This is a genomic window from Micromonospora sp. NPDC050276 (assembly GCF_044459545.1).
Taxonomy (GTDB): Bacteria; Actinomycetota; Actinomycetes; order Mycobacteriales; family Micromonosporaceae; genus Micromonospora.
The window spans coordinates 86,320-110,337 of sequence record NZ_JBITJA010000009.1; the positions used below are offsets into that span (position 1 = coordinate 86,320).

At 70.7% G+C, this 24,018-nt stretch carries 22 protein-coding genes; 13 read left to right on the forward strand and 9 right to left on the reverse strand.

The features are described 5' to 3' along the window. Window positions 1–88 precede the first annotated feature (88 nt). Window positions 89–1,207, forward strand: coding sequence for an LCP family protein (locus tag ACIBF8_RS21085; RefSeq protein ID WP_396785015.1), 1,119 nt, complete (start codon window positions 89–91; stop codon window positions 1,205–1,207). Window positions 1,208–1,213: 6 nt separating this feature from the next. On the opposite strand, the gene ACIBF8_RS21090 is transcribed toward ACIBF8_RS21085, so the two are convergent. Together ACIBF8_RS21090 and ACIBF8_RS21095 are read right to left on the reverse strand one after the other, a co-directional pair. After that, window positions 1,214–2,671: a M1 family metallopeptidase gene (locus ACIBF8_RS21090; RefSeq protein ID WP_396785017.1), complete on the reverse strand. Its 1,458-nt coding sequence runs from the start codon at window positions 2,669–2,671 to the stop codon at window positions 1,214–1,216. A gap of 110 nt (window positions 2,672–2,781) precedes the next feature. Further along, entirely contained in the window at window positions 2,782–4,188 is a 1,407-nt protein-coding gene (locus tag ACIBF8_RS21095; protein WP_396785019.1) for a M1 family metallopeptidase, read from the reverse strand. A gap of 221 nt (window positions 4,189–4,409) precedes the next feature. On the opposite strand from ACIBF8_RS21095, the gene ACIBF8_RS21100 reads away from it, so the two are divergent. Next, window positions 4,410–5,525: a sugar phosphate isomerase/epimerase family protein gene (locus ACIBF8_RS21100; RefSeq protein ID WP_396785020.1), complete on the forward strand. Its 1,116-nt coding sequence runs from the start codon at window positions 4,410–4,412 to the stop codon at window positions 5,523–5,525. Window positions 5,526–5,595: 70 nt separating this feature from the next. On the opposite strand, the gene ACIBF8_RS21105 is transcribed toward ACIBF8_RS21100, so the two are convergent. Together ACIBF8_RS21105 and guaB are read right to left on the reverse strand one after the other, a co-directional pair. After that, complete coding sequence (locus tag ACIBF8_RS21105; RefSeq protein ID WP_124778268.1) at window positions 5,596–6,714, reverse strand: GuaB3 family IMP dehydrogenase-related protein; 1,119 nt, start codon at window positions 6,712–6,714, stop codon at window positions 5,596–5,598. 30 nt (window positions 6,715–6,744) lie between these two features. Continuing rightward, window positions 6,745–8,307 (reverse strand): IMP dehydrogenase, encoded by a 1,563-nt coding sequence (gene guaB / locus ACIBF8_RS21110; RefSeq protein ID WP_396785021.1) that lies wholly within the window; start codon window positions 8,305–8,307, stop codon window positions 6,745–6,747. Between the two features lie 186 nt (window positions 8,308–8,493). Here guaB and ACIBF8_RS21115 point away from each other — a divergent pair, with 186 nt between their 5' ends. Then, window positions 8,494–8,913 (forward strand): DUF5319 domain-containing protein, encoded by a 420-nt coding sequence (locus ACIBF8_RS21115; protein WP_030337860.1) that lies wholly within the window; start codon window positions 8,494–8,496, stop codon window positions 8,911–8,913. A 46-nt stretch (window positions 8,914–8,959) separates the two neighbouring features. Here ACIBF8_RS21115 and ACIBF8_RS21120 read toward each other — a convergent pair whose 3' ends face one another. Further along, a complete protein-coding gene (locus ACIBF8_RS21120; RefSeq protein ID WP_396785022.1) occupies window positions 8,960–9,778 on the reverse strand; it encodes a response regulator transcription factor in 819 nt (272 codons plus the stop codon). Window positions 9,779–10,031: 253 nt separating this feature from the next. Between ACIBF8_RS21120 and ACIBF8_RS21125 the strand changes: the two genes are divergently transcribed. After that, complete coding sequence (locus tag ACIBF8_RS21125) at window positions 10,032–10,415, forward strand: WhiB family transcriptional regulator (RefSeq protein WP_354995091.1); 384 nt, start codon at window positions 10,032–10,034, stop codon at window positions 10,413–10,415. 886 nt (window positions 10,416–11,301) lie between these two features. Further along, window positions 11,302–11,886: a hypothetical protein gene (locus tag ACIBF8_RS21130; protein ID WP_396785023.1), complete on the forward strand. Its 585-nt coding sequence runs from the start codon at window positions 11,302–11,304 to the stop codon at window positions 11,884–11,886. Window positions 11,887–12,074: 188 nt separating this feature from the next. Here ACIBF8_RS21130 and ACIBF8_RS21135 read toward each other — a convergent pair whose 3' ends face one another. From ACIBF8_RS21135 to groES, 3 genes are all read right to left on the reverse strand, one after another. Next, window positions 12,075–13,709: a molybdopterin-dependent oxidoreductase gene (locus tag ACIBF8_RS21135; protein ID WP_396785024.1), complete on the reverse strand. Its 1,635-nt coding sequence runs from the start codon at window positions 13,707–13,709 to the stop codon at window positions 12,075–12,077. Window positions 13,710–13,844: 135 nt separating this feature from the next. Then, window positions 13,845–15,485 (reverse strand): chaperonin GroEL, encoded by a 1,641-nt coding sequence (gene groL, locus ACIBF8_RS21140; protein ID WP_396785026.1) that lies wholly within the window; start codon window positions 15,483–15,485, stop codon window positions 13,845–13,847. Between the two features lie 70 nt (window positions 15,486–15,555). Further along, complete coding sequence (gene groES, locus ACIBF8_RS21145; RefSeq protein ID WP_030330046.1) at window positions 15,556–15,870, reverse strand: co-chaperone GroES; 315 nt, start codon at window positions 15,868–15,870, stop codon at window positions 15,556–15,558. Window positions 15,871–16,129: 259 nt separating this feature from the next. Here groES and ACIBF8_RS21150 point away from each other — a divergent pair, with 259 nt between their 5' ends. The 8 genes from ACIBF8_RS21150 to ACIBF8_RS21185 all read left to right on the forward strand — a co-directional run bounded on the left by ACIBF8_RS21150 (window position 16,130) and on the right by ACIBF8_RS21185 (window position 23,730). Next, on the forward strand, window positions 16,130–17,311 hold the full coding sequence (locus ACIBF8_RS21150; protein ID WP_396785027.1) for a methyltransferase domain-containing protein: 1,182 nt from the start codon (window positions 16,130–16,132) through the stop codon (window positions 17,309–17,311). 91 nt (window positions 17,312–17,402) lie between these two features. Continuing rightward, a complete protein-coding gene (gene ybaK / locus ACIBF8_RS21155) occupies window positions 17,403–17,882 on the forward strand; it encodes a Cys-tRNA(Pro) deacylase (protein WP_396785029.1) in 480 nt (159 codons plus the stop codon). 180 nt (window positions 17,883–18,062) lie between these two features. Further along, window positions 18,063–19,151: a sugar ABC transporter substrate-binding protein gene (locus ACIBF8_RS21160; RefSeq protein WP_396785031.1), complete on the forward strand. Its 1,089-nt coding sequence runs from the start codon at window positions 18,063–18,065 to the stop codon at window positions 19,149–19,151. Between the two features lie 115 nt (window positions 19,152–19,266). Then, window positions 19,267–20,085, forward strand: a complete 819-nt coding sequence (locus tag ACIBF8_RS21165) for an ATP-binding cassette domain-containing protein (protein WP_396785032.1) — start codon at window positions 19,267–19,269, stop codon at window positions 20,083–20,085. Next, on the forward strand, window positions 20,082–21,344 hold the full coding sequence (locus ACIBF8_RS21170) for a sugar ABC transporter permease (protein ID WP_396785034.1): 1,263 nt from the start codon (window positions 20,082–20,084) through the stop codon (window positions 21,342–21,344). Before ACIBF8_RS21165 ends, ACIBF8_RS21170 begins: the two co-directional genes overlap by 4 nt. Before the next feature lie 22 nt (window positions 21,345–21,366). Beyond that, window positions 21,367–22,548, forward strand: a complete 1,182-nt coding sequence (locus ACIBF8_RS21175; RefSeq protein ID WP_396785035.1) for an ROK family protein — start codon at window positions 21,367–21,369, stop codon at window positions 22,546–22,548. Between the two features lie 19 nt (window positions 22,549–22,567). Beyond that, window positions 22,568–22,864, forward strand: a complete 297-nt coding sequence (locus ACIBF8_RS21180; RefSeq protein WP_396785036.1) for a DUF1707 domain-containing protein — start codon at window positions 22,568–22,570, stop codon at window positions 22,862–22,864. Between the two features lie 125 nt (window positions 22,865–22,989). After that, window positions 22,990–23,730: a DUF4142 domain-containing protein gene (locus ACIBF8_RS21185; protein ID WP_396785038.1), complete on the forward strand. Its 741-nt coding sequence runs from the start codon at window positions 22,990–22,992 to the stop codon at window positions 23,728–23,730. A 31-nt stretch (window positions 23,731–23,761) separates the two neighbouring features. Here ACIBF8_RS21185 and ACIBF8_RS21190 read toward each other — a convergent pair whose 3' ends face one another. Next, window positions 23,762–24,016 (reverse strand): hypothetical protein, encoded by a 255-nt coding sequence (locus ACIBF8_RS21190; RefSeq protein WP_088987640.1) that lies wholly within the window; start codon window positions 24,014–24,016, stop codon window positions 23,762–23,764. Window positions 24,017–24,018 lie beyond the last annotated feature (2 nt).

Sequence of the window (24,018 nt, forward strand, 5' to 3'; positions counted from 1 at the left end):
GCACCGGCCGTCCGACCCGGCGCCTCCGGGCCGCAACCCGGAGCACCCGTCGGAGCGTTGTTCAGCAGACGGGTGGAAGGAATCCATGATGGTTCTCGCGTCGATGGCGCCGCGCCGACGGTGGCTGGTGCTGGGGTTGACGGCCCTCGCCGCCGTCGCGCTGATCGCGGCCGGCGCGGTGGTGATCACCCGGCTGACCGGCGACAGCAAGCCGGGCGGCGCGCCGGTGGCCGGTTCACCGACTCCGTCGCCGGTCGCCACGCCCACCCCGAGCCCCAGCGGTCCGCCACCGGGCGCGGACATCACCGGACCGCTCAACCTGCTGCTGGTCGGTGTGGACACCCGGGTCAGCGTGCCCGGCTGGGAGCCGCACGCGGACGCCGTGCTGGTGCTGCACGTGCCCAAGGGGTTGGACCGGGCGTACCTCTTCTCGCTCCCCCGTGACCTGCTGGTGGACATCCCGGCGTTCCCGAAGGCCGGCTACAAGGGCGGCAAGACCAAGCTCACGCACGCGATGAGCTTCGGCAGCCGGGTGCCGGGAAAACCCAAACAGCCGAGCACAGCCCAGGGGTACGAGCTGCTGCGTAGCACGGTCAGCGGTTACACCGGGCTGCGCATCGACGCTGGCGCGGTGCTCACGTTCAACGGGTTCGACCGGCTGGTCAACGCCCTGGGTGGGGTGGACATCTATGTGGACCAGCGGGTCGCCTCGCTGCACCGCCGGCCGGACGGCAAGCACCGGGAGAGCGCGCCGGGCGGATACACCGGGCCGCAGCAGGTCTACGAGAAGGGCGAGCAGCACCTGAACGGCTGGCAGGCGCTGGACTACGCGCGGCAGCGCTACATCACCGGCGGTGACTACGCGCGGCAACGTCACCAGCAGCAGCTGATCCGGGCGATGACCCGCAAGATCCTGGATGAGGGCCTGGCCAAACAACCGGAGCGGGTCGACCAGGTGGTCTCCGCGCTGGGCGACACGCTGGTCTACGTGGGTGGCCGCCGGATTGTCGACATCGCGTACGCCCTGAGTGGCTTGCCGGAGAACCAGTTCAAGCTGGTCGGCCTGCCCGGTTCCGGGGTCGGCAAGGGCAGCGCCTACCGGGGCGAACAGCTGACCACCGAGGGCCGCAAGTTCCTCACCGAACTCCGCGCCGGCCGCGCCGACGCCTACCTTGCCGCCCACCCCAAGTTGGTCGTCAAGAACTGACTCCGCTCAGAGCCGTTTGGGCAGGGCGGGCTTCTTGGTGCCGTAGAGCCAGGCGTCGAAGAGCGCGTCGAGCTGCTTGCCGGAGATGCGCTCGGCCAAGGCCACGAACTCGGCCGTGGTGGCGGTGCCGTTGCGCTTCTCCGCCGCCCAGGTCTTGACGATCTCGAAGAACGCCTTGTCACCGACGGCCACCCGCAGGGCGTGCAGGGTCATGCCACCACGTTGGTAGACCGACTCGCTGAACAGCTTGTCCACACCGGGCTTGCCCGGCGGTGTCTTCCACACCTGCACGGACATCTCGGCGTACCGCCTGTCGAACGCTTCCTTGGCGGTGTACGCCTTGGTGTGCTCGGCCCAGAGCCACTCCGCGTACGTCGCGAAGCCCTCGTTGAGCCAGATGTCCTCCCACTTGGCCAACGCGACGCTGTCGCCGAACCACTGGTGCGCCAACTCGTGGGCGACGACCTCGGTGTTCTCACCCTGCCGGAAGAAGCCTGCCGAGTAGACCGGCCGGCTCTGCGTCTCCAGCGCGTAGGAGATCCGGCTGTCGGAGATCACCACGCCGCCGTACGCGTCGAACGGGTACGGCCCGAACACGCTCTCCAGGTAGTCGGCCACCGTTACGGTCTGGGCGATGGACTCGTCCGCGGCACCCTTGGCCACGGTGGTGGTGACCGCGCTGTAGACCGGGCGGCCCTTGTGCTCGCCCGTGGAGATCCGGAACTTGCCGATCACCAGCGTGCTCAGGTAGCTGGCCATCGGTGACTTCTCCGACCACTTCCAGGTGGTCCAACCGCCCGAGCTGGCCTTCCCGCCGGGAACACCGTTGCTGATCGCGGTCAGCCCGTCCGGCACGGTGACCTCGAAGTCGTAGGCCGCCTTGTCCGACGGGTGGTCGTTGACCGGGAACCAGGTGCTGGCCGACTCGGGTTGGCCCAGCGCGATGGCACCGTCGGAGGTGTGCAGGAAGCCGCCGTCACCGAGCGTCTCGTTCTTCAACGGCTTCGGCTTACCGGCGTAGGTGATCTCGGCGACGAACCCGTTGCCGTTGATCAGGCCGGAGGCTGGCTTGATCACCAACTCGTTCCGCTTGTGGCTGTGGGTCGCCGGTGCGCCGTCCACGGTGACCGCGCTGACGGTCAGGCCGGCCAAATCGAGGTTGAACGTCGACAGGTCGGCCGTCGCGGTGGCCCGCACGGTGGTCGTACCCGTCAGCTGGTCCTTGGCCGGGTCGTAGCGCACCTTCACCGTGTACCGCCCGACGTCGTAACCGCCGTTGCCGTAGGTCGGGAAGTAGGCGTCGCCGACCCCGTCGGCGCCCGCGGTGAAGGTCCGTGCCGGCGTGGGGGACGCGCTCGCTGGTGACGCCGTCTCCGCGCCCGTCGAGTCGCATCCGGACAGTGCGAGCGCACCGGTGATCAGCAGGCCGGCGCCCATTCGCAGTCTGTGCCGCGTCCCCCGCATCCCACACCCTTTCCGCACGGTGGCCGGTCACGGCCTCCGCCGCTCCGCGCGAACGGGCGCTCACCCGCCGTCCGCAGCCGGCAGCATATCGACCGGCCAGCCCGGGTCGGTCAGGGCAGTGTGGGGGCCGACCCACCCACCAACCAGGCGTCGAAGAACGGCCGCAGTTGCCGGTTGGCGACCCGCTCGGCCAGCGCGACAAGGTCCGAGGTGGTCGCGTTGCCCGCCGCCCGCTCGGTGGTCCAGGTGCGCAGGATGCGGAAGAACAGGTCGTCACCGACGGTCCGGCGCAACGCGTGCACGGCGAGCGCCCCGCGCTTGTAGACGGCCGTGCCGAACATCTGTTCCCGGCCCGGCTCGACCGACGGCTGCGACCAGTCGGTCGCCGCGTACTGGAGTTCGAAGTTGCGCTGGGCGGTCCGGCCGCCGTCGTGCTCCTCCCACAGCCACTCGGCGTAGCTGGCGAAGCCCTCGTTGAGCCAGATGTCGCTCCACCTGGTCAGTGACACGCTGTCGCCGAACCACTGGTGAGCCAGCTCGTGTGCGACGACGCTCGGGTTGGGCCGGTCGTCCGCGAAGAAGGCGGGGCCGTAGACCGGGCGGGACTGGGTCTCCAGCGCGTACCCGATCCGGTCGTCGGCGATCACGATTCCCCCGTACGAGTCGAACGGGTACGGGCCGAAGCGGCTGGCCAGGAAGTCGACGATCGCGCCGGTGCGGGCCAGCGAGGTGGCCGCGCCGCCGGTTGCCGGCAGGCTCGCGGCCACCGCCGTGATCATCGGTCGGCCGGCGTGCGTGCCGGTCACCACCCGGTAGTCGCCGATCACGAGCGTGCTCAGGTAGCTGGCCATCGGGGTGCGCTCCGACCAGCGCCAGGTGGTCCAGCCGTCGGTGCTGCTCTTCGGCCCGGGTACGCCGTTGCTGAGTGCGGCCAGGCCGTCCGGGACGGTCACCGCCAGGTCGTAGCTGGCCTTGTCCGACGGGTGGTCGTTGACCGGGAACCAGGTGGCCGCCGAGTCCGGTTGGCCGAGCGCCACCGCGCCGTCGGCGGTGTGCAGGAAGCCGCCGCTGCCCAGCGCCCCGTCGTCGACGGCCGTGGGCACGCCCTCGTAGTCGACCGTCACGGTAAACGGCCAGCCCCGCGGCAGGCCGCCGTGGGGCGTCACCACCAGTTCGCCGTCGCCGCGCCGATGGTCGGCCGCTGCGTCACCCACGGTGACAGCGCGGACCTCCAGCCCGGCCAGGTCCAGATTGAAGCGGGACAGGTTCTGGGTGGCGGTGGCCGTGATGACGGCTCGACCGGTCAGCCGGTCGGTCGACGGGTCGTAGCGAACATCGAGGCCGTAGTGCGTGACGTCGTAGCCACCGTTGCCGTGCCCCGGCACGTACGGGTCGCCGACATCGGCCGCGCCGGGCCGGAAGCCGTCGCGGTCGTCGCCCGTGCAACCGGTCGCGATCAGTCCGAGGACGCAGGTCAGCGCGGTGGCGACGCCCAGTCTCTGTCCGGTCAGGACCATGCCCAGCCCTCCCGTGGCATTCCGACCTCCTACGACATTCCGGTTTCCTGCGACATTCCGGTCAGGACGAGCGTAGTCAGCATCGGCGGTCGCGCGGCCGGTATCGACAATCGTCAGTGACTTTCGTCGAATCAAACAAAAGCTGCCGTCGATCGATACTTTCTTTCGACTTAGACCGACGTTAGTGTCGGTCTCCGACCACCGTCGCGAAAGGTGGAACCATGCCAGACCACACCGCCCCCGACGCCTCCCCCACCCCCCGTCTCAGCCGCCGGTCCCTGCTCGCCGCCTCCGCCGGCGCCGCCGCCGCGATCAGCGCGGCCGGGCTACCCGTCCTCGCCACCGGCACCCCCGCCCTCGCCAACCCCGGCAACGCGAGCAAACTGCGCGTCGAACCGCTGATCCCGGCCAAGAACCGCGGCATCATCCTCTACAGCGTCCGCGACCGGATCACCGCCGCGCCCGACGACAGCGGGGTGCCGTACGGCTTCGAGCGCGTCCTCGCTCGACTCGCCGAGATCGGCTACAAGGAGATCGAGTTCGCCGGCTACACCCAGAGCACCGAGATCCTCGGCCGGCAGATCACCCCCGCCGAGATCCGCAAGATCCTCGACGACAACGGCCTGGTGGCCAACGGCACCCACGCCTCGATCCAGCCGGCCACCTTCCAGCAACAACTGGACATCGCCGAGGAACTCGGCATGAAGAACATCGGCACCGGCAGCGATCCGACCAGCAGCGCGTACAAGGCCGAGTGGGATGCCGCCGCGGACATCTGGAACGAGCTGGGCCGACAGGCTCGCGCCCGGGGCATGCGGCTCTACACGCACAACCACGACGCCGCCTACAGCTTCCTGATCGACCGGGGCCCGCGCGACGCGCAGGGCCGGCAGACCCGATCCTCCGGCATCCGCCGACTGGAGTACTTCTTCGAGATCACCGATCCGCGGTACGTCTTCTTCGAGCTGGACATCTACTGGGCCTACGTCGCCCGGTACAAGCACCAGAAGTACGTCAACGCGGCCGGCCAAGAGGTGACCGACCTCTTCGACCCGATCCTCACCGTGGCCGACCGGACCACCCGGTTCCCGCTCTTCCACGCCAAGGACGGCGACCGGGACACCAGCGTCTCCAACGGGTACCAGATGACGCCGCTGGGCGACGGCGACATCAACTTCCAGCAGTTCTTCCAGACCATCGGCGAGCGCAACTTCCACCACGCCAACTGGGAGATGGACACCGCCCCCGGCGGGACGGACAACAAGGGCCAGTCGCTCGACTTCGCGGCGACGAGCTACCAGAACATGTCCGACCTGACCATCTACGTCGAGAAGTGATTCGACCGAACGCGACGAAGGCCGGCCCCGCAGCACAGCGGGGCCGGCCTTCCGGCGTCTGACGGATCGGTCAGCGGTCGAGGACCAGACCGACCTTCTGGAACTCCTTCAGGTCGCGGTAACCGCACTTGGCCATGGCCCGACGCAGCCCACCGAACAGGTTGAGCTGACCGTCGGCCTCGTCGGCCGGCCCGAAGAGCAACTGCTCCATCGACCCGAGCGGCTCACCGGAGACCTCGAACGCGCCCCGAGGCAGCGACGGGTGGCTCGCCGCCGAGTGCCACCAGGCGCCACCGGCGGGCGCCTCGTCGCACAGCGACAGCGGCTCACCGAGCATCACCGCGTCCGCGCCGCAGCCGAGCGCCTTGGCGATGTCACCGGAGGTCTGGATGTCACCGTCGGCGATCAGGTGCACGTACCGGCCACCGGTCTCGTCCAGGTAGTCGCGGCGGGCCGCCGCGGCGTCGGCGATCGCGGTGGCCATCGGCACCCGGATGCCCAGCACCGACTCGGTGGTCGACCACTCGTCACCACCGATGCCCACGATCACGCCCGCCGCGCCGGTGCGCATCAGGTGCAGCGCCGTCTTGTAGTCCGTGCAGCCACCGACGATCACCGGCAGGTCCAGGTCGGCGATGAACTCCTTGAGGTTCAGCGGCTCGTCGGTAGTCGACACGTGCTCGGCCGAGACGATGGTGCCCTGGATGACGAGGATGTCCACCCCGGCGTCCAGGATCACCGGAGCCAACGCCAGGGTGTGCTGCGGGGAGACCCGCACCGCCACCGTGCCGCCGCCGGCGCGCAGCTCGCGGACCCGCTCCGCGATCAGGTCCGGGCGGATCGGCTCGGCGTACACCTCTTGGAGCCGCTTGGTCGCGCGGGCCTCCTCGTCGAGGCCGGCCAGCTCGTCCAGCACCTTCGTCGGGTTCTCGTAGCGGGTCCAGAGACCCTCGACGTTGAGCACGCCGAGGCCGCCGAGCTGACCGAGGCGCACCGCCGAGGACGGGCTCATGGTGGCGTCGGAGGGGTGGCCGACGCACGGAATGCCGAACGGGTACGCGTCGAGTTGCCAGGACGTCGAGACGTCGTCGACGTCCCGGGTGCGGCGGCTCGGCACGATGGCGATGTCGTCCAGGTGGTAGCCGCGCTGCGCGGTCTTGCCCAGCCCGATCTCGACCACGTCACGCATGGGGGACTCCAGATGGTTGGGGGTGGTGGGTCAGCGGGTGTGGTAGTTGGGCGCCTCGACGGTCATCTGGATGTCGTGCGGGTGGCTCTCCTTCAGTCCAGCCGCGGTGATCCGGATGAGCTGGCCCCGGCGGTGCAGATCGGGGATGTTCTCCGCACCGGCGTACCCCATGGCCAGTCGCAGACCGCCGACCAGCTGGTGAGCCACCCGGGAGAGCGGGCCCCGGTAGGGCACCTGGCCCTCCACGCCCTCGGGGACCAGCTTGTCGTCGCTGAGCACGTCCTGCTGGAAGTAGCGGTCCTTGCTGTACGACTTGGCCTGGCCCCGGGACTGCATCGCGCCGAGCGACCCCATCCCGCGGTACGTCTTGAACTGCTTGCCGTTGACGAAGATCAGCTCGCCGGGGCTCTCCTCACAGCCGGCCAGCAGGCTGCCGAGCATCACCGTGTCGGCCCCGGCAACCAGGGCCTTGGCGATGTCGCCGGAGTATTGGATGCCACCGTCGCCGATCACCGGCACGCCGGCCGGGCGGGCGGCCCGAGCCGCCTCCATGATCGCGGTCACCTGCGGCACACCGACCCCGGCGACGATCCGGGTGGTGCAGATCGCCCCCGGGCCCACGCCCACCTTGACGCCGTCGGCGCCGGCCTCGACCAGCGCCTTCGCGCCGGCGTACGTGGCCACGTTGCCGCCCATGACGTCGACCGCCACATCGGCCTTGAGCCGGCGGACCATGTCCAGCACGGCCCGCTGGTGACCGTGTGCGGTGTCCACGATCAGCACGTCGACGCCCGCGTCGACCAGGGCACGGGCCCGCTTGTAGGCGTCCTCGCCCACCCCGATGGCGGCCGCCACCCGGAGCCGGCCGGCGTCGTCCTTGCTGGCGTCCGGGTACTGCTCGCTCTTGGTGAAGTCCTTGACGGTGATCAGGCCACGCAGCCGGCCCGAGTCGTCGACGATCGGCAGCTTCTCGACCTTGTGCTGACGCAGCAGCGCCAGGGCGTCGTCCTTGCTCACGCCGACCCGGGCGGTGATCAGCGGGGTGTGGGTCATAATCTCGCGGACCGGGGTGTTCGGCTCGGAGACGAAACGCATGTCGCGGTTGGTGACGATGCCGACCAGCTGGCCGTCGCCGTCCACCACCGGGACGCCGGAGATGCGGTAACGCCCGCACAGCTCGTCGACCTCGCGCAGCGTGTCGTCCGGGCTGGCGGTCACCGGGTTGGTGATCATGCCGGACTCGGAGCGCTTGACCAGGTCGACCTGGAGCGCCTGGTCCTCCAGGGAGAGGTTGCGGTGCAGCACGCCGATGCCGCCCTGGCGGGCCATGGCGATCGCCATCCGGGCCTCGGTCACCGTGTCCATCGCGCTGGACAGCAGCGGGATGGACAACTCGATGTTGCGGGTGAGCTTCGTCCGGGTGTTGACCCGGCTGGGCACCACGTCCGACTCGCCCGGCTGAAGCAGCACGTCGTCGAAGGTGAGGCCGAGCGGAACCACCCGGGCGGAGCCGGCCGGCAGCTCGGGCAGGTGGCCGCCCAGGTCGGCGTGCTCGACGCCGGCCGGAAGATCGGTGCTGGGCGAATTTTCCACGATTGCTCCCCTGAGCTGCTCGGATGGGCTTCAGCGAGGTGGCGCGGGCAGGCACCGGAGCGCGCCACGGTGCCGGCACGTCGCTTCATCGTACCCAGTGAGCTGGGCGACCCCTCCGTGGCAGGCCGGCTCGGCGCGGAGGCCGGGGGGCGGACGTTCGCGCCGCGTTGGGTCTACGGTGAGGGGGTGCACGACGAGCCCATCGACCCGTTCAATGGCGACCCGGCCGATCCGACCGCGGGTCTGGATGACCCGGGCGATGACGCGACGCCGGATCCGCTGACCGACGTCGAGCGGCAGGATGTGCTGGAGGACCTCGCCGACCTGGAGATCTACCAGGCTCTGCTGGCCCCGATCGGGGTCCGAGGGCTGGTGATCGAATGCGAGGACTGCCGTGAGCCGCACTACTTCGACTGGGACCTGCTCCGCGGCAACCTGCGGCACCTGCTCAACTCGGGCCGCCCCCGGGTGCACGAGCCCGCCTACGATCCCGACCCGGACCACTACGTGACCTGGGACTACGCCCGGGGGTACGCCGACGGGGTGCACGACACCCTCTCCGAGGGCACCGAGGACGAGCCGGGCGCCCCGACCGCCACCAAGTGACGCTGCCGCGCGACGTGCACGACGCGTAGATCAGGCGACGCGTAGATCAGGCGACCAGACCCGCGCGGAACCCCGCCGCGACCGCATGTGCCCGGTCCCGGGCGCCGAGCTTGCGGAACAACCGGCGGGCGTGCGTCTTGACGGTGTCCTCCGAGACGAACAGCTCCCGGCCGATCTCCGCGTTGCTCTTGCCCTCGGCCATGCCGAGCAGCACCTGCAGCTCCCGCTCGGTGAGGCCGATCGACGCCCGAGTGGGCCGACTGTTCGGAACGGGACGGGCAGGGTCGTTCTGGGTCACCCCCGCCTCGCCGGTCGTCGCCTCCACCTCGTCGTCGCCCCGCTGCACCGGCACCGACGCCACACCGGTCGCCCCGTCGCCGGGCGTGGCCGCCCAGCCGGGCTCGCCGGAGCCGCGCGGCGACGGTCCCGATCGACCGGAACCGCCCACCGCCGCCGCGTCCCGGGCCGGATCGCTGATCCGCTGCCGGGAGGCCCGGCCGGGGGCGGTGAGCAACAGCAGGGCCTTCGCCACCGCGCTGGTCAGGTCATGGTCGACGTTCTGGATGAGACCCCGGGCGCCGGCGCTGATGGTGGCCGCCGCAGCCTCGGACTCCTCGGTGCCGAGCAGCAGCACCGCCGCCTGCGGCGCACGCGCCAACACCCGGCGGACGAAACCGGCGCTGTCCGGCCGGGTGAGGGCCGTGTCGGCCAGCACCACGTCGGCCGGGCGCTCGGCCAACCGCAGCATCACCTCAGGATCAGAGACGGCGGTACGAACGATCGCGGACAACCCCAGCCGCGCGGCAGCAGAAGTAAGTTGCTGGGCCGCGAGTGGTGTCCGAACGCACACAAGAACGGTACGCACTGTGGTCTCCTCTCCGCCCACGAGCAGACCATGACGCGGTTGGCTGGGGAGGAGGTTCCCGGCAATCCTTCGAACTTTTCCGACAGATGGGGCAAAAGCCGCAATTTCCCGGACGTTTTCGATCACACACGTGTGAGTTGGCGACAGCCCGGGTACCGGGAGGTCCAGGCCGGGAACGGTGCGCCTGCGCGGCCCGCCGCCCGGATGCCGGCCACAAGGATTCTCGCGGAGCCGCGCGGGAGGAGGGGTGCTGATGTCGAACGTACGTAGACTGCCCGGACCCATCGTCGATCTCTGGGACTGGCAGCGACTCGGTGCCTGCCGAGGGCGCGACAGTGCCCAGTTCTTCCACCCCGACGGAGAGCGTGGTTCCTCTCGGCTGCGTCGTGAGTCCGCCGCCAAGGCGGTCTGCCGCGCCTGCCCGGTTCGCGCCGAATGCGCCGCACACGCACTGTCGGTGCGCGAGCCGTACGGGGTGTGGGGTGGCTTCAGCGAGTCGGAGCGACTGCGGCTGCTCGCCGTCGGCTGGGAGGACCTGGCGGACCGCCGGCACGCCCGGGTGGACGTCGCACGGCTGGAGGCTCGCCTGGGCCGCCCGCACAAGTCGACCGTCCCGGCCCAACGCAACGTCGCCTGACGTCCCCGATTTCCGCGAACCGCGCCGCCTCCCCGGAGCGCGGTTCGCGCGGTTCCACCCGTTTGCTCCGGTTCCAGGCGCCACCCGTTCGGCGGCCCCGACATGATCAACACGACTTCCTTGAAGTCGGGGTGTCCGCTTGGGCGGGATGCCCCAACTTCAGCGAACCCGAGTAGATCACGCCCAGCTGCGCGGTCCACAGGGCGAGCCGAGGTGCCCCCTGGGAAGGTTGTCCGGCCTGGGACCTTGGGGCCTGGCACATGACTTCGCCCCTGCGTGGTATGCGGCGCTTTGTCCCGTGATCGAGCGCACGCCTGGGCCGGAATCGTGGCCGGGGTGGGGTCGTTACATACCCTGACGATCGCAGCACCACCGGCCGCCGCCCCGCCCCCCGAGGGCTGGTCGGGCAGGTTGGAATGCCGGCCCGTGCCCGGTCGTTGCGGTCCCCACGGCCAACCGGCCACCCGCGTCGAGCAGGGCGCTGGTAGGTGGGCCGCCGGGAATCTCCCCGGGCCCCCGGGTTGTTGCGGTCCCCACGGCCAACCGGCCACGCGTCGAGCAGGGCGCTGGCAGGTGGGCCGCCGGGAATGACCCCGGCCCCCGGGTCGTTGCAGCACCCACGACCCGAGGGCTCGGGCACCGCCCCGACGGTTGGGCCACCCCCGGAATGACCCCGGCCCCCCGGTCGTTACACAGGGAACCGGCGCCCCGAGCCCCCCCGGGCTTGCGAGGTCGCCGACCCCGACGCCCCAGTGAACGTGGGCGTCACCCCCCAAACCTTCCCCCCTTGTTTGTTTGTGCGGCGCCGGACGAGGTGCTCACACCCGTTACTGCCGTTCCCCCGATCGGCGTGGGCGGGTGTCCTACCCCCGAAGGAGCTACCCCCATGAACACGATCATTCGTAAGAGCGTGCTGTCGGTTGCTGGTCTCGCGTTCGCCGGTGGTGTGTTCGCCGGTCCGATCGCCGCGCACGCCAACCCCGTCGACGCCAACCCGGTCGCAATGGCCGTGCAGGCTGACAAGCCCGACACCAGCAAGCTGATCCCACACGGCACCCAGGGCGAGCAGTCGCACATCACCCTCAACGACGAGCAGACCGCCAACGTCAAGGCGATCATCGCCGCGACGAAGAAGGCCGGCCTGCCCGAGCGGGCCGCGGTGATCTCGATCGCGACGAGCCTGCAGGAGTCGAAGCTGGAGAACCTGGGCCACCTCGGCGACGCCAACGACCACGACTCGCTGGGCCTGTTCCAGCAGCGCCCGAGCTCGGGGTGGGGCACCCCGGAACAAATCACCGACCCGCAGTACTCCACGACTGCGTTCCTGAAGGGCCTCAAGCAGGTTGACGGGTGGCAGGACATGCCCCTGACCCAGGCCGCGCAGACCGTGCAGGTCTCGGCCTACCCGGACGCCTACGCCCAGTGGGAGCAGCAGGCCGCCGACCTCGTCGCCCAGTACTGGAACAGCTGACCCCACAGCACCACAGCACCACCGAACAGCAGAACAGCAGAACAGCAGAACAGGACACCGACCGTTGGCCGGCACCCGCAACCCCGGGGTGCCGGCCAACGGCATGTCCACGCTCAAAACCCGCGAGCTCTCGGACAGTTACCGCTCAGCCGCAGACGCAAGGCCGGGTGGCGGCGCCGTGTCAGGGGTCAGCGGACGGTGACGGTGACCGTGTGCCAGCCGGTGGCGCCGTCTGGGGCGACGCCCTGCGTACGCTCGGTCTGGGTTTCGCCGGTCGCGTCCGTCGCTCGGACCTGGAGCCGGTGCTCGCCCGGCGTGGCGTCCCACCGCCAGGACCACTGCACCCAGGTGTCCACCGACACGGTCGGGGCCAGCTCGGCCTGCTGCCAATCCTGGTTGTCGACGCGTACCTCGACGCGGCGGATGCCCCGGTGCTGTGCCCAGGCCACGCCGGCGACGGTCACTGGCCCGGCGGTCAACCGGTTGCGCCCGCGGGGCGTGTCGATTCGCGACTGGGTCTTGATCGGGCCCTGGGCCGACCAGCCGCGCGGCACCCAGTACGCGTCGAAGTCAGCGAACCGGGTCAGCTCCAGTTCGGTCACCCACTTGCAGGCTGACACGTAGCCGTAGAGGCCGGGCACCACCATCCGGACCGGGAAGCCGTGCTCGACGGGCAGCGGCTCACCGTTCATCCCGACCGCCAGCAGCGCGTCCCGTCCGTCGCGGAGCGCGGCGGTGGGGGTGCCGCAGGTCCAGCCGTCGACCGACCGGCCGACGACCTGGTCGGCGTCGTCGTCCGGCTCGACCTCGTCGAGCAACTCCCGCAGGGGTACGCCGAGCCAGCGGGCGTTGCCGATCAGGTCCCCACCCACCTCGTTGGAGACACAGGCCAGTGTGACGTACCGCTCGACCAGCGGTCGGGCCAACAGATCCGCGTAGCTGTAGGTGCGTTCCTTGCCGACCCGCCCGTGGATTCGCAGCCGCCAGGTGTCCGGGTCGACCTGGGGCACCACCAGCGCGGTGTCGATCCGGTAGAAGCCGAAATTCGGGGTGACGTACGGCGCGAGCTGGGTCAGCGAGAGGTCCGCGCCAGCCGGTACGGCCGGTGCGGGGGCGACCGGCGCGGGTAGGCGGATCGCGTCCCGGGCTGCCGACACGCCGCGCCGACCGGCCAGCCAGCGCCCACCGAGACCGGCCACGACGGCCGTGCCGAGCAGCACCCCGCTCCCGGTGAGGAACCGCCGCCGTGACTCCGGGTCGACCCCCGCGGGCTCGACCCCCTCGTCCGCCGCCGCCGGTCCGGCAGGAATCTTCGGCAGCGAACCGCCGGGCGACGCCGACGCGGCGGACCGCGCGGTGGCTGTCGGTGGTGACCAGGACCAGGGGTTCAGCTCGAACGGTCCGGCGATGAACAGCCAGAGCACCAGGGCGCCGAGACCGGCGCCGACCAGCGACGGCAGCGCGTCGGCGAGGTCCGCGCCGGAACGGGTCAACGCGGCGGCCACGCCGATGGCACCGAAGAGGGCGATGCCGGCCAGGCCGAGGGCCAGCCGGCGAACCGCGAGTACGCCGAACAGCGCGGCGAAGCCTCCGAGCAGCACGGCCGTGCCGACCAGCAGCGCGATCTTGTCGGCGGTGCCGAAGAGGTCGATGGCGAGTTGCTTCAGCGACTCGGGGACGGCGTCGACGACGACCCCGCCGACCGCGACCAGGGGCGCCGACCGCGGGCCGGTCAACACCGCGACTGGTTCGGCGATCCCGATCGCGACGGCGGCGGCGGTGATCCCGGCCAACGCGGCGTATCGCCGTGACGTGGTGCTCATCGGCCCAGTGTGCGCGATCATCTCGCCCGGTCGCCAACAACGTCAGCGTTCGGTAAGACCCGGGTGGACCCGCAAGAACGAGCCGGGGCACACCGCCGTACGGCGGTGTGCCCCGGAACGGGTGTCGCTACCGGATCAGAAGCCCGGGCCGTGCTGGTGGCCGTGACCGTGGCCGTGGCCGCCGGCGGCGGCTGGCTCGGCCTGCTCCGGCTTCTCGACCACGAGGCTCTCCGTGGTGAGCAGCAGACCGGCGATCGAGGCGGCGTTGGTGACCGCGTTGCGGGTCACCTTCACCGGGTCGATGATGCCGGCCTTGACCAGGTCGACGTACTCGCCCTTGGCGGCGTCGAGGCCGTTGCCCCACTCCAGGTCGGCGACCTTCTGGGTCACGACGTAGCCGTCGTGACCGGCGTTCTGGGCGATCCAGCGCAGCGGCTCGACGAGCGCCTTGCGGACGACCGAGACGCCGACCTTCTCGTCACCGGTGAAACCCAGGTCGTCGTCGAGCACCGAGAGGACCTGCACCAGGGCGGCGCCGCCGCCGGGCACGGTGCCCTCCTCGACCGCAGCCTTGGTCGCCGCGATGGCGTCCTCGATGCGGTGCTTGCGCTCCTTCATCTCGACCTCGGTGGCCGCGCCAGCCTTGATGACGGCGATGCCACCGGAGAGCTTCGCCAGCCGCTCGGCCAGCTTCTCCCGGTCCCAGTCGGAGTCGGAGGCCTCGATCTCCTTGCGGATCTGGGCGACCCGGTCGGCGACGTCGGCCTTCTGGCCACCGCCGTCGACGATCGTGGTGTTCTCCTTGTCGACCACGACGCGCCGAGCGGTGCCGAGCACCTCCAGGCCGACCTGGTCGAGCTTGTAGCCCAGCTCCGGGGCGACCAGCTCGGCGCCCGTGGAGATCGCGATGTCCTGGAGCATCGCCTTGCGCCGGTCACCGAAGCCCGGTGCCTTGACCGCGCAGACCTTGAGGGTCTTGCGCAGCGAGTTGACCACCAGGGTGGAGAGCGCCTGGCCGTCCACGTCCTCGGCGATGATCAGCAGGGGCTTGCTGTTCTGCAGGACCTTCTCCAGCAGTGGCAGCAGCTCCTCGATCGCCGAGATCTTCTGGGTGGTGACCAGGATGTACGCGTCCTCAAGGACGGACTCCTGACCCTCCAGGTCGGTGACGAAGTTCGGCGAGATGAAGCCCTTGTCGAACTGGAGACCCTCGGTCACGTCCAGCTCGGTGGTGAGCATCGAGCCCTCCTCGACGGTGATGACACCGTCGCGGCCGACCCGCTCCATCGCCTCGGCGATCAGATCGCCGATGGTGGAGTCCTGTGCCGAGATCGTCGCCACGTTCGCGATCGACTCCTGGCTGGTGACCTCGGCGGCCCGGCCGAGCAGCGCCTCGGAGACCTTGACGGCCGCCGCGTCGATGCCCCGCTTGAGGCCGGCCGGGTTGGTCCCGGCGGTCACGTTGCGCAGACCCTCACGGACCATGGCCTGGGCCAGCACGGTCGCGGTGGTGGTCCCGTCGCCGGCGACGTCGTTGGTCTTGGTCGCCACCTCCTTGACCAGCTGCGCGCCAAGGTTCTCGTACGGGTTGGTGAGCTCGATCTCCTTGGCGATGGTCACACCATCGTTGGTGATCGTCGGCGCACCGAATTTCTTGTCCAGGACGACGTTGCGCCCGCGCGGTCCGAGGGTGACCTTGACCGCGTCCGCGAGGGCGTTGACACCGTGCTCCAGCAGGTGTCGGGCGTCGTCCGAGAAGCTCAGGATCTTCGCCATTAATGTCCCTTCGAAGCGCCATTGCCCCGGCCCGGCGAGCCGGACCGGGGCAGTGGCACTGATCGGTTGCTTACTTCTCGATGACCGCGAGGACGTCGCGGGCGGAGAGCACCAGGTACTCCTCGCCGGCGTACTTGACCTCGGTGCCGCCGTACTTCGAGTAGAGGACGGTGTCGCCGACCTGAACGTCAACCGGAACCCGGTTGCCGTTGTCGTCGACGCGCCCCGGGCCCACAGCGAGGACGGTGCCCTCCTGCGGCTTCTCCTTGGCGGTGTCGGGGATCACGATGCCCGACGCCGTGGTGGTCTCAGCCTCGTTCGCCTGGACCACGATGCGGTCCTCGAGCGGCTTGATCGCAACCTTGGTCGCGGTAGTCACGGGCATACCCTCCTGGGGTACTGGTTTCGTTGCTGGCCAGCGGGGCTGACCAGCGTCAATCTGCCTCATGCCACCGGGCGGGGCCGTCGTCGCGGGTGCCGGTCCGCCTGGCGTGCGCAACCGGGTCGCGAGACCCGGAAGCTGGCACCCTCAGGGTGAGAGTGCTAATCGCAGGTTATTCCGTGGCTAGCACTCCGTCAAGGAGAGTGCCAGCGCGTCGCGCCCCGCCAGGCAGGATTTCCGGGTCGGCCGGGACAATGACCGGGTGGATCTCGATCAGCTGGCGGCGCTGCGTACCCCCGAGGGGTCGGCCGCGCTCACGGCGGCGGCCGGGCTGGCCGGCGGTGATCCACTGGCCGCGGCGTCGGCGCTGCGCGCGGCCGGGGTGCCACCGACGTTGGCCGCGGCGGCCCTCACGCAGGCCGAGCTGCGCCACCGGGCGGTGGGCAAGTTCGGCGCGGCCGCCGCCGGGATGTTCCTCACCCGCCCCGGCCTGGAGCAGGCCACCCGCCGGGTGGTCGCCGACCGGCGGGCCGCCCGGCTGTCCGCCGCCGGTGTGCGCACCCTGGCCGACCTCGGGTGCGGGCTCGGGGCCGACGCGCTGGCCGCCGCCCGCGCCGGCATCCGGGTGTACGGGGTGGAGGCCGACCCGGTGACCGCCGCGATGGCCGCCGCCAACGCCGAGGCCGCCGGGCTGGCCGAGCTGTTCACGGTCGAGTGCGGCGACGCGACCGCGTTCGACGTGTCCCGGGTCGACGGGGTCTTCTGCGACCCGGCCCGTCGCACGACCGGCACCGGGCGGCGGATCTTCGACCCGCGCGCCTACTCGCCACCGTGGGACTTCGTCACCGGGCTGGCCGAGCGGGTGCCGCACACGGTGGTGAAGGTGGCCCCCGGCCTGGATCACGCGCTCATCCCGGCCGGCGCGGAGGCGGAGTGGGTCGGCGTGGACGGCGACCTGGTCGAGGCGGCGCTCTGGTGCGGCGCGCTGGCGGAGGTGCCCCGCCGGGCCAGCGTGTTCCGCACCGGGATCCACCAGCTCACCGGCTCGGGTGCCGCCGAAGCGCCGGTCGGGCCGCCGCGCCGCTACCTGTACGACCCGGACCCGGCGGTGGTCCGCGCGCACCTCGTCGCCGAACTGGCCACCGACCTGGACGCCACCCTGGGCGATCCGAGCATCGCCTACCTCTACGCCGACCAGCCGATCCGCAGCCCGTTCGCGCGCTGCCTGGAGATCACCGACGTGCTGCCGTTCTCGCTCAAGCGGCTGCGGGCGCTGCTGCGCGATCGTCGGGTGGGCCGGGTGGAGATCCTCAAGCGGGGTTCGGCGCTCACCCCGGAGCAGCTCCGGCGGGATCTGCGGTTGAGCGGCGACGCGGCGGCGAGCCTGGTGCTCACCCGCGTCGACGGTGCACCGACCGTGCTGATCGGCCGGCCGGCCGACTAGCGCCGCTGCAGCCGGCCGGCCGACTAGCGCCGCTGCGGCCGGCCGGTCGACTGACGTCGCCCCGACCTGCCGGTGGACTAGCCTCGTCGCTGTGGCGGGACAGGGCACGCCGGCAACGGCACTGTTGGTCAAGCGCGGGATCGCGCATCGCACCCATCCGTACCGGGTGGCGCCGGACGCCCCGAACTACGGCGCGTTGGTGGCGGTGGCGCTCGGCGTGGCACCGGAGCGCGTGTTCAAGTCGCTGGTGACCGAGGTCGACGGCGCACTCACCGTGGCGGTCGTTCCGGTCACCGGCGAGCTGGACCTCAAGGCGCTCGCGGCGGCGGTCGGCGGCAAGCGGGCCACGCTGGCCGACCGGGCGGTCGCCGAACGGGCCACCGGTTACGTCCGCGGTGGGATCAGCCCGCTCGGGCAGCGTCGGCGGTTGCCCACGGTGCTGGACGAATCCGCGCTGGATCTCCCGACGATCTACGTCTCGGCTGGTCGGCGCGGCCTGCAACTCGAACTGGCCGCGGCGGATCTGGTGGCGCTGACCGACGCCCGCACCGCGCCGTTGCAGGCCCGCTGACGACCGTCGTTACGTTCACTCCCCCGTGGGATACCCGGGGAGTAACAGTCGCGTTGCTGAATTGTTATCGCCCCCAACAAACTTGGCACCTGCGCGGTCTTGTGGAGCCAGTGTGACGCGAAATACGTTGCCGGACACAACAAAAACACCACCTCCCCCACCCCCGAAAGGACCCTGCACATGCGTAAGGGGATCCTCACCATCGCCGCCGTGGGCCTGCTCACGACCGGCGGCTTGACCGCCTGTGGCGACGACTCCGGCCCCGGTTCGGCCGACTCCGCCAAGACTCCCAAGATCGGCGTGATCCTCCCGGACAGCAAGTCCTCGGCCCGCTGGGAGACCGCGGACCGCCGGTTCCTGGAGGAGGCGTTCAAGGCCGCCGGCGTCCAGTACGACATCCAGAACGCCCAGAACGACAAGACCGCCTTCCAGACCATCGCCGACCAGATGATCACCGGTGGCGTCACCGCCCTGATGATCGTCAACCTGGACTCGGGCACCGGAAAGGCCGTGCTCGACAAGGCCAAGTCGCAGGGCGTCGCCACCATCGACTACGACCGGCTCACCCTCGGTGGCTCGGCCCAGTACTACGTGAGCTTCGACAACGAGACCGTCGGCAAGCTCCAGGGCGAGGGTCTGTCGAAGTGCCTGACCGAGAAGGGCGTCAAGAACCCCGTCGTGGCGTACCTGAACGGCTCCCCCACCGACAACAACGCCACCCTGTTCAAGGCCGGCTACGACTCGGTGCTCAAGCCGAAGTTCGACTCGAAGGAATACGTCAAGGGCCCCGAGGACGCCGTGCCGGCGTGGGACAACGCGCAGGCCGCGACGATCTTCGAGCAGCAGCTCACCAAGGCCAACGGCAAGATCGACGGCGTGCTGGCCGCCAACGACGGCCTCGGCAACGCCGCCATCTCGATCCTGAAGAAGAACAAGCTCAACGGCAAGGTGCCGGTGACCGGACAGGACGCCAGCACCGAGGGCCTGCAGAACATCCTCGCCGGTGACCAGTGCATGACCGTCTACAAGGCGGTCCGGGAAGAGGCGAAGGCCGCCTCCGACCTGGCCATCGCACTCGCCAAGGGCGAGCAGAAGGACACCGGTCAGACGGTGAAGGACGGTGACCGCGACGTTCCCGCGGTGCTGCTCACCCCGAAGGCGATCTACAAGGACAACATCAAGGACGTCATCGCCGACGGCTACGTGACCAAGGAAGAGGTCTGCACCGCGGCGTACGCCAAGGCCTGCGCCGACGCCGGCATCAGCTGACCGACGCCGCAGTACCCGCCGGGACGACCATCGCCGCCCGGCACGGGAGCACCCCTCCCGTGCCGGGCGGCGCCCGCCGGACGGGCCCCGACCCTCCCTTAAGAAGGAGACCCCCGTGTCCGCGACCCCCCTGCTGGAACTCCGCGGGATCGACAAGAGCTTCGGTCCCGTCCAGGTGCTCCGCGACGTCGCCCTGACCGTCCACCCGGGAGAAGTGACCGCACTGGTCGGCGACAACGGCGCCGGCAAGTCGACCCTGGTGAAGTGCATCAGCGGCATCCACCCCACCGACGCCGGTGAGTTCCTGTTCAACGGCGAACCGGTGCACATCGGCAGCCCCCGCGACGCCGCCGCGCTCGGCATCGAGGTCGTCTACCAGGACCTCGCGCTCTGCGACAACCTGGACATCGTGCAGAACATGTTCCTCGGCCGGGAGAAGCGCAGCGGCATCGTCCTCGACGAGCCGACCATGGAACAGCTCGCCGCCGAGACCCTGGCGGGGCTCTCCATCCGCACCGTCACCTCACTCCGCCAACACGTCTCCAGCCTCTCCGGCGGTCAGCGCCAGACCGTGGCCATCGCCAAGGCGGTGCTGTGGAACAGCAAGCTGGTCATCCTGGACGAGCCGACCGCGGCACTCGGCGTGGCACAGACCGCCCAGGTGCTCGAACTGGTCCGCCGTCTCGCCGACAACGGCCTGGCCGTGGTGCTCATCTCGCACAACATGAACGACGTCTTCGCCGTCTCCGATCGGATCGCCGCGCTGTACCTCGGTCAGATGGTCGCCCAGGTGAAGACCACCGACATCACCCACGCCCAGGTGGTCGAACTGATCACCGCCGGGCGCTCGGGCGGGCTCGGCCTCGCCACCGACCCGGGCAGCAACGGCGACGGCCCGCAGCCGGCCGACTCGATCTCAGGAGGCGTCCGATGACCACCACCGCCGTGCGGAAGGACAGCCCCGCGGCCGTCACACCGCCGCCGACCGTCGGGAGCCACGCCCGCAACTACCTCAGTCGGGTACGCGGTGGCGACGTCGGCGCGCTACCGGCCGTACTCGGCCTGATCGTGCTCTGCACCGTCTTCGCGGTCATGCGACCGTCGTCGTTCCTGTCCGCCGGCAACTTCGCCAACCTCTTCACCCAGGGTGCGGCGGTCACGCTGATCGCGATGGGCCTCGTCTTCGTGCTGCTGCTCGGCGAGATCGACCTCTCCGCCGGCTTCGCCAGCGGCGTCTGCGCGGCGGTACTGGCCAATGTGGTCACCGTGCTCGGCTACCCCTGGTGGGTCGCCGTGCTCGCCGCGATCGCCACCGGTCTGGTCATCGGCACCACGCTCGGCATGCTCGTCGCCAAGATCGGCATTCCGTCCTTCGTGGTCACCCTCGCCGGCTTCCTCGCCTTCCAGGGCATCGTGCTGCTGCTCGTCAAGGATGGCACCAACATCTCCGTCCGCGACAACGTGCTCGTCGCCATCGCCAACCGCAACCTCGCCCCCACCCTCGGCTGGGCGCTGGCCGCCCTCGCGGTCGTCGGCTACGCGGCGGTGCAACTGCTGCGACACCGCAACCGGGTGGGCCGCGGTCTGATCACCGACCCGATCGCGGTGGTGGCGCTGCGGATCGGCGGGCTCGCCGTCATCCTCGGCACGGCGGTGTACGTCCTCAACCTGGAGCGCAGCCGCAACGTCCTGATCAGCTCACTCAAGGGCGTGCCGATCGTGGTGCCGATCATCGCGGTGCTCCTGATCGTGTGGACCTTCGTGCTGCAACGCACCAGCTACGGCCGGCACATCTACGCCGTGGGCGGCAACCGGGAAGCGGCCCGCCGGGCGGGCATCGACGTCGACCGCATCCGGATCTCGGTTTTCATGATCTGCTCATCGATGGCGGCCGTCGGAGGCATCGTGGCGGCCAGCCGAGCCAACTCGGTCGACCCGAACACCGGCGGCAGTAACGTACTGCTCTACGCGGTCGGCGCGGCCGTCATCGGTGGCACCAGCCTCTTCGGCGGCAAGGGCCGCGTCCTGGACGCCATCCTCGGCGGCGCGGTGGTCGCGGTCATCGAAAACGGAATGGGCCTGATGGGGTACAGCGCGGGAGTCAAGTACGTGGTCACCGGCGTTGTGCTACTGCTCGCGGCCAGCGTCGACGCGCTCTCTCGCCGCCGCGCGGCAGCAACCGGCACCCGCTAACCGCGCGGGAGGTAGCACCACCATGCGCCCAGGACCGAGCCAGGATGACGTCCGACGGCAGAACCTCGGGGCCCTGCTGCGACACGTACACGTCCACGGGGCGACCACGCGGGCCGAACTGACCACCACGCTGGGCCTCAACCGCAGCACCATCGGCGCGCTCACCGCCGACCTGTCCGCAGTGGGGCTGGTCAGCGAAGGAGCACCGAAGGAAACCGGCCGGGCCGGGCGACCATCACTGGTCGTCCGGCCCGAGTCGGCCCGGGTCTACGCGTACGCGTACTCGGTGGAGGTGGACCGGCTGCGCGCCGCCCGGATCGGACTGGGCGGCGCGGTCCTGGACCGCCGGGATCTGGACCGACCGCGCGGTCTGCTGGCCGCGGAGGCCGCGCCGCTGCTGGCCGGCGCGGTCAAGGAGATGCAGCAAACGGTGCCGGCCGACGCGATCTGCGTCGGTGCCGGCGTCGCGGTCTGCGGCATGGTCCGCCGGGACGACGGCCTGGTCCGGCTCGGCCCCACCACCGGTTGGGTGGATGAGCCGATCGCCGCGGCCCTCGCCGACGAGCTGGGCATCGACGTGCCGATCACCGTGGGCAACGTGGCCGATGTCGCCGCGTTCGCCGAGCACGCACGGGGTGTGGCGGCGGGCTGCGACAACGTCCTCTACCTGTACGGCGACGTCGGTGTGGGCGCCGGCATCATCGCGGGTGGGCGTCGACTGACCGGCCACGGTGGCTACGGCGGCGAGGTCGGCCACATGAAGGTTGTCCGCGACGGCAAGCCCTGCGAGTGCGGTTCCCGGGGCTGCTGGGAGACCGAGATCGGCGAGCACGGCCTCCTGCGCGCCGCCGGACGCTCCGACGCCCGGGGCCGGGAGGCGCTGTTGGAGGTCTTCGACGCCGCCGACCGGGGAGACGCCCGGGCGCAGACCGCGGTCCGCCAGGCCGGCGACTGGCTCGGCTTCGGGGTGGCCAACCTGGTGAACGTCTTCAACCCCGAGATGGTCATCTTCGGCGGGACCATGCGTGACCTCTACCTCGCGGCGGCGGCCCAGATCCGCAGCCGGCTCAACTCCAACGCGCTCGGCGCCTGCCTGGAGCACGTCCGGCTGCGCACCCCGGAGCTGGGTGCCGACGCGCCCCTCCTCGGGGCCGCCGAGCTGGCCTTCGAACGGCTCCTCGCCGACCCCCTCGACGTGGGCTGATCCGCGTACGCTGTCCGGCGTGGATGTCGAGCTGCGCGCCTCCGACGACGACCGCAACCGGGTGGTCGCCGCGCTGCACCAGCACACCGCGGCGGGCCGGCTGACGTTGGACGAGTTCTCCGATCGGGCGGGTGCGGTGTGGACGGCGCGCACCCTCGGCGACCTGGCCGCGCTGACCCGCGATCTGCCGGCCCTGCCCGATTCGGTCGTCGACGCCGGCCCCGTCGGGCAGGGGCGTCGAGAGTTGCTGATGGTCTTCGCCGCCGCGGCGCTCACCCTGCTGCTGCTCGGCGGCCTGCTCGCCGCCACCCGCTGATCCGCGTGGCCGCGCAATGAACTGATCGCGCGATCAGTCCGTACCAGTGGGCGGACGGGCAACCGGGAGGATACGGCTGCCCGGTCCAGACGCGTTCCGGTCCGGACCGAGGAGGCACCACAGACATGGCACCGCTCAGATCCGCCCATCGCCGACTGGGCACCCGGACCCACCGAGCGGCGATGCTGCTCATCGCGATCATCGCGGGGGTCGGTGTGCTGCCCGGCGTGGCCGTCGCCGCGCCCGCCGGTGGTCAGCAACTCAACGCCGCCGACATGACGTTGCTCAACGGGGTGCGGCTGGCCGGGCTGTGGGAGATGCCAGCCGGCCAGATGGCCGCAGAGAAGGGCCAGTCGGCGAAGGTTCGCGAGATCGGCGCCGGCATCGCCAGTGAGCACCAGAGGCTCGACCAGCTCGTCGTCGACGCCGCCAACAAGCTGGGCGCGACCATCCCGAGCGAGCCGACCGCCGAGCAGAAGGGCTGGCTGTCGGAGATGCAGAACGCCTCCGGCGCCCGGTTCGATCAGATCTTCGTCACCCGGCTCCGGGTCGCCCACGGCAAGATCTTCCCGGTGATCGGCGCGGTACGGGCCAGCACCCGGGACGCCACCGTCCGCAAGCTCTGCGACGACGCCAACGGCTTCGTCATGCACCACATGCAGATGCTGGAGAGCACCGGGTTGGTCCGCTGGCCGGAGCTGCCGCCGGCCGCCCTGCCCGCCCCCGGCAAGGACGGGCTGCTGGCCGCCGCCGGAGCGAACGCCGGCCCCCAGCCCGGAGTCAGCAGTACGGTCGTCTGGCTGGTCTTCCTCGCCGCGCTGGGCACCGGCGGGATCGCCACCTATCGGATGTTGCGCCGCAGCTGACCGCCGGCGGTGGGCTGGTTGGTGGCTCGTGTCACCGGTCGACCTGGGTGAAGTCCCAGGAGTGCGGGGCGCGGGCCACCAACAGGGCTGGTGGGTCCGGCAGTGGGCGCGGGTTGCTGCGCCACTTGGAGATGACCACCACGCGGTGGTCGGTGGAGGAGAAGACCTCGCTGGAGACGTACAGCGGGTCGTGCTCCAACTCGGGCAGTGCGGTGTCGCACACCCAGGTGATCAGGTCGGCGACGCCGTACGCCTCGGCGCGCGCCTCCCACATCCGCACGATCATGT